At 38.5% G+C, this 11654-nt stretch carries 8 protein-coding genes and 2 pseudogenes; 8 read left to right on the forward strand and 2 right to left on the reverse strand.

Annotated features, from left to right (window positions below; all coding sequences use genetic code 11):
- Positions 1–150: 150 nt before the first annotated feature.
- Positions 151–624 carry an Lrp/AsnC family transcriptional regulator gene (locus JEU79_RS07260; protein ID WP_198263565.1) on the reverse strand — a complete coding sequence of 158 codons (474 nt, stop codon included), beginning with the start codon at positions 622–624 and terminating at the stop codon, positions 151–153.
- Between the two features lie 155 nt (positions 625–779).
- Between JEU79_RS07260 and leuA the strand changes: the two genes are divergently transcribed.
- The 3 genes and pseudogenes from leuA (at position 780) to JEU79_RS07275 (ending at position 4245) form a co-directional block, all read left to right on the forward strand.
- The gene (gene leuA / locus JEU79_RS07265; protein ID WP_198263566.1) at positions 780–2450 is read left to right on the forward strand and encodes a 2-isopropylmalate synthase; all 1671 of its coding nucleotides are present in this window, start codon (positions 780–782) and stop codon (positions 2448–2450) included.
- Between the two features lie 257 nt (positions 2451–2707).
- Positions 2708–3017: pseudogene (locus JEU79_RS28435) on the forward strand (transposase); the annotation flags it as partial.
- Positions 3018–3086: 69 nt separating this feature from the next.
- Positions 3087–4245 (forward strand): annotated as a pseudogene (locus tag JEU79_RS07275) (IS3 family transposase).
- A 232-nt stretch (positions 4246–4477) separates the two neighbouring features.
- Here JEU79_RS07275 and JEU79_RS07280 read toward each other — a convergent pair.
- Positions 4478–4702: a hypothetical protein gene (locus tag JEU79_RS07280; protein ID WP_198263567.1), complete on the reverse strand. Its 225-nt coding sequence runs from the start codon at positions 4700–4702 to the stop codon at positions 4478–4480.
- Positions 4703–5957: 1255 nt separating this feature from the next.
- Here JEU79_RS07280 and JEU79_RS07285 point away from each other — a divergent pair.
- From JEU79_RS07285 to tssF, 5 genes are all read left to right on the forward strand, one after another.
- A complete protein-coding gene (locus tag JEU79_RS07285) occupies positions 5958–6353 on the forward strand; it encodes an SCP-2 sterol transfer family protein (RefSeq protein ID WP_198263568.1) in 396 nt (131 codons plus the stop codon).
- A 204-nt stretch (positions 6354–6557) separates the two neighbouring features.
- A complete protein-coding gene (locus JEU79_RS07290; RefSeq protein ID WP_198263569.1) occupies positions 6558–8384 on the forward strand; it encodes a DEAD/DEAH box helicase in 1827 nt (608 codons plus the stop codon).
- A gap of 169 nt (positions 8385–8553) precedes the next feature.
- The gene (gene tssC, locus JEU79_RS07295; protein ID WP_198265902.1) at positions 8554–10110 is read left to right on the forward strand and encodes a type VI secretion system contractile sheath large subunit; all 1557 of its coding nucleotides are present in this window, start codon (positions 8554–8556) and stop codon (positions 10108–10110) included.
- 213 nt (positions 10111–10323) lie between these two features.
- The gene (gene tssE, locus JEU79_RS07300; protein ID WP_198263570.1) at positions 10324–10734 is read left to right on the forward strand and encodes a type VI secretion system baseplate subunit TssE; all 411 of its coding nucleotides are present in this window, start codon (positions 10324–10326) and stop codon (positions 10732–10734) included.
- Positions 10735–10740: 6 nt separating this feature from the next.
- On the forward strand, positions 10741–11654 hold a 914-nt coding region (gene tssF, locus JEU79_RS07305; protein ID WP_198263571.1), incomplete at its 3' end, for a type VI secretion system baseplate subunit TssF.

The following is an 11654-nucleotide window of genomic DNA, read 5'->3' on the forward strand; positions in this document are numbered from 1 at the left end:
CACTTCAGATGTAGGATGTGGTGAGGAACGAACCTCATCAACGAGGTCTGTTTAAAGGTATTGATGCGGTTCGTTCCTTACCACATCCTACCAATGTAATGGCATAAGGCAGAACTAAGGGTTCTATCCTACTCTATCTTTAAAGCTCACTCAGCTCAGATGGCTTAAAGGTAGGCTTGTTCTATCGACGACTTTACGCATAATAAAGCTGGATTGCACCCCACTTACACCCTCTATACGGGTTAATCTACCCAGTAGAAATTCCTGATAATATTCCATATCCGGCACGATGACTTTCAGTAAATAGTCAGAACTTTGCCCGGTAATTAAGTAACACTCTAAGACCTCTTCATAAGTTTTGACTGTCAACTCAAAATTTTCAAAGCGCTCAGGCGTATGTTTATCCATGCTGATTTGAATCATTGCAATCAACTTGAGTTGTAATTTTTGCTCATTTAAGCGCGCAACATAGTCATCAATATAACCAGCTTCTTCTAATTGTTTGACCCGCCTCAAACAAGGGGATGGTGATAGGCCAATTTTATTGGCGAGTTCAAGATTGCTTATTCGAGCATTATTCTGAATCTCATTGAGGATTCGAATATCCATTTTATTTAACTTCATTGTTATAATTTAGCATAAAATTGCTATTTGTTATAATTTTATGATTTATTATTGCTGTTTTGTTTGTATGGGTGATTTATTCGCAATCTAATATCAATGTGTATTGTTTATAATAAGAACCAATATAAGCGATATAGATTAAAAGGAATCAGAGCATGAGTTTGCCGACAGCACAGTTTAACCATCATAAATATCAGGCATTCAAACCTGTTGAATTAGCACAAAGACAATGGCCCAATAATACTCTAGTTGAGGCGCCGACTTGGTGTAGTGTTGATCTGCGTGATGGTAATCAGGCTTTGGTTGAGCCCCTGTCGGTTGTTCAGAAAATGCAGATGTTCAAATTACTCGTTGAAATTGGCTTTAAAGAAATTGAGGTGGGTTTTCCTTCGGCATCGCAATCTGACTATGATTTTGTGCGTGAATTAATTGTCGGTGGACATATCCCTGATGATGTGACGATTGCTATTTTGACACCCGCGAGAGAGAGTTTTATTCGACGATCTTTTGAGGCCTTAGAGGGTGTAAAGAAAGCCTTGGTTCATCTTTATAATTCCACCTCTAAAGTACAACGAGAACAAGTGTTCAAGTTGGAAAAAGAGGGTATCACGCGCATCGCTGTTGAGGCTGCCAAAGTGATTAAGCAATGTGCTGATGAGGCAAGTCAAACTCAGTGGCGTTTTCAATATTCACCCGAAAGCTTTACCGGCACAGAATTAGACTATGCGCTTGAGATTTGTAATGCAGTTAATGAGGTTTGGCAACCGACTGCCGAGCAGCCCGTTATTTTGAATTTACCCTCAACTGTAGAAATGTCGATGCCCAATGTTTATGCCGATCAAATTGAGTGGTTTGCTAAGCATATTGCACACCGTGATGGGGTTATTATCAGTGTGCACACCCATAATGATCGGGGCTGTGCCATTGCCGCAGCAGAAATGGCTTGTTTGGCCGGTGCGCAGCGAGTAGAAGGCACTTTGCTTGGCAATGGTGAGCGCACGGGCAATATGGATATTATTATTATGGCCATGAATTTGTATAGTCAGGGAATTGATCCACAATTGGATTTATCCAATATTCAGACGATCAGCCAGCAGATAAGTCAATTGATTCAATTACCGGTACACCCACGTCATCCGTATATTGGTGAATTGGTCTTTACCGCTTTTTCAGGCAGTCATCAGGATGCGATCAATAAATGTATGAAGGTTTATCAGGCTGGGGATAAATGGGAGGTGGCTTATTTGCCTATTGATCCAGCAGATTTGGGACGTTCCTATGAGGAAGTGATCCGTATTAATAGTCAGTCAGGCAAAGGTGGTGTTGCATACATTCTTGAGCAGGCATTGGGGGTACAATTGCCTCGCTGGTTGCAAATTGAGTTTAGTCAGCAGGTGCAGGCCTATGCGGAAAATCAGGGGCATGAAGTGAGTGCTGAAAAAATTGTCACCTTGTTTGAGGAAAGCTATATTGATTCCTCAGATGCAGATTGGTCATTGAATACCTATAATATGACTCAGCAGTTTGATCCTCAGCAAAAAAGCTTGTCTGTACAGATACAAAAACAAGATCAGGCCATACAATTGTCCGGTGAAGGTGTGGGGACATTGGATGCCTTTGTGCAAAGTATTGAGGCACATTTTAAGCAAGTCATTACTATTGTTGAATACAGTGAACATGCGCTACAAATAGGCAATGAAGCACAGGCGATGAGTTTTGTACGCTTAAAAATAGCGGGGCAATTATATTCTGGTGTGGCTAAACATCGGGATGTGATCAATGCTTCATTGAGCGCCTTGTTGGCGGCGATGAATCGGTTTAGGTAGTGCTGAGCGTAGCGATGTTCAGCACCAACCTACGAAATTATCATATTGTTAAGTATGAAAATACGTACTATTGTGAAACATCTTTATATTTGAACATTACGAAAAAACATCTATTATTTCATGCCAGGCATTATAGGTTTTTGCATTGCTGAAAAACCATCAGGAATGGATACTTGTTCATTTTTAATGCTTAATGTGGCTATACTTAACCGGACACACAACTTAAAATAACTAAAAGATAAAAAGTGTGACCTAAAATGAATGATCAAACAAAAAAACCGAATAAAAGCTATACATCAGAATTTAAAGAATCAGCTGTCAAATTAGCTAATGAGACGGATCAACCCGTTTTTCTCAGACTGCCAGGGAGCTAGGTGTTAATGTAAATACTCTACATACCTGGATCAGTAAATATTCCAAACCGGTGAAGACGGTAGCCAATAGAAGTGATGAACACATTTATGATGAAGTAAAACGTCTGAAAAAAGAATTGGCAAAAGTGATTCAGGAGCGTGATTTATTAAAAAAGGCCACAGCGTACTTTGCAAGGGAAACTTTGTGAAGTATAATGTGGCTATACTTAACCGGACACACAACTTAAAATAACTAAAAGATAAAAAGTGTGACCTAAAATGAATGATCAAACAAAAAAAACCGAATAAAAGCTATACATCAGAATTTAAAGAATCAGCTGTCAAATTAGCTAATGAGACGGATCAACCCGTTTCTCAGACTGCCAGGGAGCTAGGTGTTAATGTAAATACTCTACATACCTGGATCAGTAAATATTCCAAACCGGTGAAGACGGTAGCCAATAGAAGTGATGAACACATTTATGATGAAGTAAAACGTCTGAAAAAAGAATTGGCAAAAGTGATTCAGGAGCGTGATTTATTAAAAAGGCCACAGCGTACTTTGCAAGGGAAACTTTGTGAAGTACGCATGGATAACTGATCAGGCTAAAGATTACCCGGTAACGATTCTGTGCCGTTTTATGGATGTTTCCCGTAGTTGCTATTATGATTGGGTTAGCTCTCCTAAAACGGATAGAGAGAAAGAAAATGAAGCGCTTACTGAGCAGCTAAAAAACTGTTTGAAGACAGTCGCAAGACTTATGGAACCCGTCGTCTTAAAAGAAAACTGGCTGAAAAAGGCGTTCATATAAGCCGCCGGAGAATTGGTCGATTAATGAAAAAAGCCGGTTTGTTTTGTAAAACGAAGAGACGCTTTAAAGCGACGACTAATTCCAAGCATAATAAGCGTATATCTCCAAATTTACTGGAAAGAGAGTTTACTGTCTCTCAACCTGATCGCTACTATGTGGGTGATATTACCTATATTGCCACCAAGGAAGGCTGGTTATATTTAGCGGTTGTCATTGACTTATTCTCTAGGCAAATTGTTGGCTGGTCGATGGATGAGCGAATGAAAGCCAAGCTAGTCAATGATGCTTTACTGATGGCCATATGGAAGCGTAAACCAATGGATGGATTGCTTTGGCATACTGACCGAGGTAGCCAATATGCCTCTGATAGTCATAGAAAAAATATTGTCGGATCATAACATAATTCAGTCTATGAGCCGCAAAGGAAATTGCTGGGACAATGCTGTATCAGAGAGCTTCTTTCATAGTTTGAAAACTGAATTGACGCACCATTGTCGATTCAAAACCAGAGTAGAAGCAAAGCAGGCAATATTTGAATATATTGAGGTATTTTATAATCGGGAGCGACTTCATTCGGCTAATGATTATTTGTCACCAGTCGATTATGAAATACAGCAGGAAATAGCTTAAATCGATTGATTGAAGAGGGGTAAAAGGCGACATAAATGCCGCCCATTACCGTTGACGGCCATCGGCTCCTCAGCCTGTGCCGTGAAGATATTGTAACAGGATCATTACCGTTGTGAAAATACCTTGGGTGAATGGAACGGCTCTATCGTTCCAGAGGGCAAAGCCCTTTCTCTTCATCTGTTTAAAGTTAACATGAGAAACTAAAATGATAGGAAATACAAAATGACAAAAATCACTTGAAACAGCCAAAAAAATATTTAGAAAACTGTCCGGAAAAGTGTTGACACATCACAACATCACCGGGACGGATTTCATAACAGAGCTGTTTGAAGTCACAAGGGGGAAGGTCGTTACCGATCTTTTCCTTGTTTAGCCAGTTGACTATTGCATTCCAGAGTCGATCCCATAGTTTGACCCGGATAAATAGTTTTAAGGTAAGGAAAAAATGCTGTTTCATTTCAAAACCCCTTTCTATGGGCTTATTTTTGGCAGAAATAAGCCCATAGCTGTATTTTACGAAAGTGAATAAATTCGTTACACAAGAAAGGTTGGTCTGCATCATTTGAGATGCGGATATAATTTGAAAAGAATTAAAAATTGCTCACATGAACTTTAATGTTAGGGCAAGTATATTGAGTTACTTGGAAACGTCTATGAGTCCCTGCCTCTTCTTTTGCTTAAGACTGCGTCAATGCACAAAATAAGAGGCAGGGACTCATAGACTCAGCAAGTGTATTCTTGCTGATCAATTTTAGTTCTTGTGATTAAATCATTTTATGAGACTTTATCATCTCTATTGGTCAAATTAATGAAGCCGATGATATTATTTTTTTAATCTCAATAGCACCATCTATGACTTCTTTGGCGCTGTGTCCTTAGAAGTGCAGTAGTGGGGCGAAATCTTACATTTCCGGCGCTTGAAAAAAATTATTAGAAATAATCATATTATGTCTAAATGGAAACTATTCCTCTTATGCTGGTGTACTTATTGTGTTTCCCTTAAATTATTATACCTAAAGCTTACACGATACGGATTTATTGAATTTTAGGAATAGTTTATGGTTTTTTTACAGTGCCTCTATTATATCTGACCTATGTTTGTTCAATAAATTCACTTTATGTGACAAATAATGCTTAATTTGTTCGCTTAAAGTATAAATGACAGTCTTTAATTCCCATTAAACTTCCATTGTAGCAACAATATATATTAGCAAGATTTATCACACATTCACTTGTATTAATAGTCAGAAAAAATCCTAGAAAAAGAAGAAATCGTAGGGTGGGCATGGCTTATCTGCCCACGCTGACTCAAGACTGAGTCAAAATCTTATTATTCACACTGTCAGCGTGGGCACAAAAAACATGCCCACCCTACATTTTCTACTTATAAAAAAATCATAAGAAAATTTGATATTTGTCATAATTAGGGCTTAAAAAACAACTTATAGAATAGTTTACTTTTTTTTAGCCTATTTTTAAGTCATAGTGGTGCAGTGTTAATTCATTATAAATAAAATTACTTTTTGTGAGTGGACAGATATTAGTATAGAATAAAAACCCATAGTGGTTATGCTTATATCACTACAAGTACGGATAAATTCAAAGTTTCTATTGTGTTCATTTGATGACTAATTGTGTTCATTTAGTGTCCTAAATAGAAGCTAAATAAGTGTTAAAGAAGCAATAAATAAAAATTGAAATGGAGTATATAAATGGCTGATTTATTTGATGATGAGTGGATGAAATCTTTTCAGGCAATCTGGAATGCTGAACCGGATTTGAAAGATGCATTGGCAGAATTAGGTTTTAATTCTGTGATCGGATATGGTTTCCCAGGTGATGATAGCGCTAAGGGTTATATTGATATTCAAAATGGTGAAGTGGTTACAGCGGCTGCCTATGATGGACAGGAACTTAGCTGGGATATCAGAGCAGAGCAAAAGAATTGGGAAAAATGGTTAAACAAGGGTATTGGTATGGCTGGTATGGGCATGGCGGTTACCACCGGTAAGATGAAATTTAAGACTGGTGATTTCAAAGCGATGATTAAGGATCCTAGAATGGCAGGGCCTTTCATTAAAAGTTTTGAGGCAATGGGCAAGGTTTAAGCCTACTAAGCCCAAGTATCACGGGTATACTTAAGTATTTTTGTTGTTATAGAATAAAAAAGGCTCAAATTTGAGCCTTTTTTTTTGCAGTTACTTTTTATCAGCATAATTAATATATTATTATTTAATGAAATAGGTGTTATTATAAAGAATATAGAGTATAATGGTTGGTTTTCCTACTCCTGTCCATTGAGGCTCTACTAGATGTCATCAGCACCCAATTCTAATGAATTAACATTTGATTCACTTGATCTTATTCCACCGATATTAAAAGCGGTGAACGAATCAGGTTACACTAAACCATCCGATATTCAAGCTCAAAGCATTCCGTTTTTACTGGCTGGTAGAGACATCATTGGTCAGGCTCAAACAGGTACGGGTAAAACGGCTGCATTTGCTTTGCCTATTTTATGTAATATCGAAGTCAGTTTGAAGAAAACCCAGGTATTGGTCTTAGCGCCGACACGTGAACTAGCGATTCAGGTAGCAGAAGCTTTTCAAACTTATGCGAAACACCTACCAAAAATCAATATTGTCCCTGTTTATGGTGGCGCACCTTATAGCGAGCAATTGCGTGGCTTAAAAAAGGGTGCTCATATTGTTGTGGGAACACCAGGCCGGGTGATGGATCATATCCGTAAAGGCTCATTAAACTTATCCGGGCTGCAAACTTTAGTCTTAGATGAAGCGGATGAAATGTTACGCATGGGCTTTATTGATGATGTGGAGTGGGTTTTAGAACAATCACCTGAGTCACGTCAAATAGCCTTGTTTTCAGCAACAATGCCAACAGTGATACGCCGTATTGCACAAAAATATTTAGTTGATCCAGAAATAGTTAAAGTGGTCACTAAAACAGTCACAGCATCGACTATTCGCCAACGTTACTGGCGTGTTTATGGTGCCAGTAAGCTGGATGCGCTAACGCGAATTCTGGAACTGGAAGATCATGATGCCATGCTAGTGTTTGTGAACACTAAGAATATGACTCTGGAACTTGCTGAGCAATTACAAACCCGAGGTTTTGCTTGTGAAGCTTTAAATGGTGATATTCCTCAAAGTGGTCGTGAACGTATTGTCGAACGTTTAAAACGTGGCCGTTTAGATGTTTTAATTGCCACAGATGTTGTCGCACGTGGTCTAGATGTGCAGCGTATCAGCCATGTCGTCAATTATGACGCACCGCGTGATAATGAGTCCTACGTACATCGTATTGGTCGTACCGGTCGTGCTGGTCGTGAGGGTGATGCTATCTTATTTGTGTCCCGTCGTGAAACACGCTTATTAAAATCCATTGAAAAGACAACCAAGCAAGTCATTACTGAGATGGAAATCCCATCGGTTAAAAATATCAATGAGTTACGTGTTACACGTTATAAGAAAACCATTTTATCCACTATCGAAAAACTGCAAAATTCTAAAGACTTTGAAGTGTTCACGAAATTAATCGGTGAATTACATGAAACTGAAGAAGTTGATACAGTCAGCATCGCTGCCGCTTTGGCACACATGGGTAACAACAATAAGTCCTTTTTATTGAATGAATCAGAATTTAAGCACCTGAAAGATAAACGTCCCTTTAAAGATGACTATGAGGATCGTGGTAGTAGAAAACAACGTGGTCAGCGTGGCGAACGCAAGAAAAAAGAGCCAATAGGTAATAAGGCAACGCCTCTTAAGGGCATGCCTGATGTGGAAATGAAGCGTTTTCGCGTTGAAGTCGGCTACGATCATGGCGTTAAACCTGGCAATATTGTAGGTGCAATCGCCAATGAAGCGGGGCTGGACAGTAAATTGATTGGCCAGATTGAAATATTTGATGGTTATTCTGTAGTGGATTTACCAGATGGTATGCCTAAGGATGTGTTTCAGGATTTACAAAAAGCCTGGGTCTGTCAGCAACAACTAAAAATCACTGCTTTTGCTGGTGGTGCTGCGAGTTCACCTAAGTCAGATAATTTTAAGAAGCGTTCAGGAAAGGGACGAAAGACTAATAATCGCGCTCATCAACAGCGTAAGAGTAAAGACTAATCGCTAAAAAATAAGTAGGCTATTTGGAAATGCTTCTCGGGCTATCCAATCGCTTACATTGAGAGTAGAATATAGCCAAATTATAAAAGGAATTATGATGATGGCTCAACAGGACGAGCAACAAATCACTGCATCTGTTTTTCATGAATTGGTGCAAAGCTGTGCTTTAATGACCATTGATTTAAATAGCGGTGATTTAAATAGCGGTGATTTAAATACAGATAGTTTAAATACAGATAGTTTAAATATTGCTAATTTACCCCCCAATATTGATCAATTTGGATTAAAAATTACTGTCGAAAATAAGCAGAATACTTTACTTCAAGCCTTCAATCTTTTCTTAGCACTATTATTAACAACTCAATCTAATGGTGATGAAAGCCCGGTCATTGATGACTTCATGTTGACCGTTCTCATTGCTGATATTGATAAAAAAATCAAACTTCAAATCGATGAAATTCTTCATCACCCACATTTTCAGTCCTTAGAATCTTCTTGGCGTGGACTCGATCTGCTCGTTAAGCAAACAAAATTTAAAGAAAACATTAAAATTGAGCTGCTCAATCTGTCTCAAGACGATTTATTAGATGACTTGGAAGATGCCTCTGAAGTGGTTAAAACGGGTCTTTATAAACTCGTTTATAGTCAGGAGTACGGCCAGTTTGGTGGTGAACCTTATGGTGTAATGATTGCTAATTATCATTTGACTCCTAAAAGCCCTGATATCAGGTTGATGCAAAAAATGGCCAGTATAGGGGCTATGGCACATACACCTTTTATTGCCGCTGCACATAATGAGTTTTTTGATATTGATTCCATGCAAGACCTAGCATCAATTGTTGATTTAAATGATGTCTATGAAAGCCCTAAGTTCAGTAAATGGAAGCGTTTTAGGACGGCAGAGGATGCACGTTATATAGGGCTGGTCTTGCCGCGATTTTTATTGCGTCGTCCCTACCATTCGGATACTGAGAAGCTGATGTCCTTGGGTATCGACTATAGTGAAAATGTCAGTAATAACCATGAACATAGTTTATGGGGTAATCCGGTGTTTTTATTTGTTATTCGATTGGCTGAAAGCTTTGCCAAATATCGTTGGTGTCCTCACATTATAGGTCCGGCATCAGGCGGTCTGGTAGAGGAACTCACTCATGATTTTTATGATGCGATGGGGCAAATTGAGACAAAATTAGCCACCGAAGTGATGGTGACTGATCGTCGAGAATATGAGTTAACGGAAGAGGGCTTTATCGCTTTGACACTCAGACGAGGCAAGGAAAATGCCTCATTTTATTCGGCTAACTCAGTTCAAAGCAGTCAATATTTTGGCAATAATCGTGAAGACAAAGAGGCATACACTAATTTTAAATTAGGAATTCAACTTCCTTATTTGTTTATAATCAATAGAATAGCACATTATCTTAAAGTGATTCAGAGAGAAAATATTGGCTCATGGAAAGAGCAGGCAGATGTTGAACGTGGTCTTAATCAATGGATTAAACAATATGTGTCTGATCAGGAAAATCCTTCAATAGAAATCCGTAGTCGCCGGCCATTACGCAAAGCTAAAATCGAAGTAAGACCTGTTGAGGGTGAACCCGGCTGGTATAGAGCCTCGGTACTCGTTCGGCCACATTTTAAATATATGGGCGCTGACTTTACTTTGTCTTTGGTAGGCAAATTGGAAGTGAGTAAAGATGCACAGCAACATCGACAGCAAGTATGAATCGATAAGATACCTATGACAAATGTTCTAAGTGTGAACTACTGAGCAAAAAATTGCTCAATATTAGGGGAAACCCGTATAACTTATCGCCTGTCAATATAATACTATAAACACTTAATGGATTAAATTTATACCCTGATTTTTTTACAAAGGTTCTTTTACAAAGATTCTTTTACAAATATTGTGGGTATACAACGCAGATGATTGCAAATAATGATTTCAGAAAAGTCACTCTTTGATCGGATCAATAGTGATAGCGCTAGCTATTCGTTGCATTTCGATTACGCCAATTTACACTATTCAATCCTGAATAGTCTTCAGAATATGCTCAATGTTCGTAAGGGCAGTCTCGTGTCACGCGATGACAATGGTATTCCTGATTTCTCCGAATTTGTATCTCAATTCCCTGATGCCATTAATAAATTAAAACTCGCTATTCGAGATTTTTTACATACCTTTGAGCCTCGAATTCAGTCTGTGCAAATAACCCATGAACCCGATACAGACAAGCCTCTAGAACTAAAATTTAGCATTGTTACCAAAGTCTTTGTTGACGATGATATACAAAATTTGTCTTTTGAAACGGTACTGACCAGTTCAGGACAAGCGATTGTGAGAGGCTAAGCAAGGATGTCAGTCAATAAATACTTTCAGGATGAATTGACCGCACTCAGAAGCTTAGGCGCTGAATTCGCTGATACAAACCCACGCCTAGCACCTTTTTTGGCTACAGAAGCACAAGATCCTGATGTGGAACGATTATTAGAAGGTTTTGCTTTTCTAACGGGGCGTTTAAGGCAAAAACTAGAAGATGAATTGCCGGAACTCACTCATTCGGTTATGAATTTATTATGGCCAAATTTCCTTAAGCCCATTCCATCGCTCAGTATTTTGCAGATGACCCCTCTGGATGGTTTGTCAGAAAAAAAACAGGTAACTCGTAAAAGCATGGTGTCATCGACACCGGTTGATGGCACACAATGTCAATTTCAAACCTGTTTTGATGTCGATTTATACCCTCTCATTGTTGAAAATGTCCAACACTCAATTCAATCAACAGGCTCTAATATCAGTATTCAATTGTCCTTATTAGATGATAAGGCTAATTTTAGTGAGATGTTACTGGATAATTTGCGCTTCCATCTATTTGGTGATTTACAGACATCACATTTGCTCTATCTGTATTTTTGTCGCTATCTACAAGATATACGCATTAGTGCAGTTGATTCCGAAGGTAATCGAGTTTATGTTCAATCTCTGCCGACTCGTCAATTATCGCCTGCAGGATTTGCCGGTGATGAACATTTATTGCCTTATAGTGATAACTTATTTGATGGCTATCGTATCCTTCAGGAATATTTTGCCTTATCAGAAAAATATCTGTTTGTTGACTTTAAAGGTTTAAATGATTTAGCAAGCAATATTGAAAAACTTGAAATTGAAAATCTGACGGGTTTTGAATTGGAATGCTCATTTAATCGCACCTTTGATCCGGGAATGGTGATTAATAAAGATTCATTTCGTTTGTATTGCACCCCCATTGT

Origin of the sequence: sulfur-oxidizing endosymbiont of Gigantopelta aegis, assembly GCF_016097415.1 — a bacterium.
Lineage (GTDB): Bacteria > Pseudomonadota > Gammaproteobacteria > GRL18 > GRL18 > GRL18.

Coding starts and splice junctions, on each gene's coding strand:
- JEU79_RS07285 (WP_198263568.1), top strand. CDS start 5,958: ATGGCTGATTTATTTGATGATGAGTGGATGAAATCTTTTCAGGCAATC.
- JEU79_RS07260 (WP_198263565.1), bottom strand. CDS start 624: ATGAAGTTAAATAAAATGGATATTCGAATCCTCAATGAGATTCAGAAT.
- tssE (WP_198263570.1), top strand. CDS start 10,324: ATGATTTCAGAAAAGTCACTCTTTGATCGGATCAATAGTGATAGCGCT.
- tssC (WP_198265902.1), top strand. CDS start 8,554: ATGACCATTGATTTAAATAGCGGTGATTTAAATAGCGGTGATTTAAAT.
- JEU79_RS07280 (WP_198263567.1), bottom strand. CDS start 4,702: ATGAAACAGCATTTTTTCCTTACCTTAAAACTATTTATCCGGGTCAAA.
- leuA (WP_198263566.1), top strand. CDS start 780: ATGAGTTTGCCGACAGCACAGTTTAACCATCATAAATATCAGGCATTC.
- JEU79_RS07290 (WP_198263569.1), top strand. CDS start 6,558: ATGTCATCAGCACCCAATTCTAATGAATTAACATTTGATTCACTTGAT.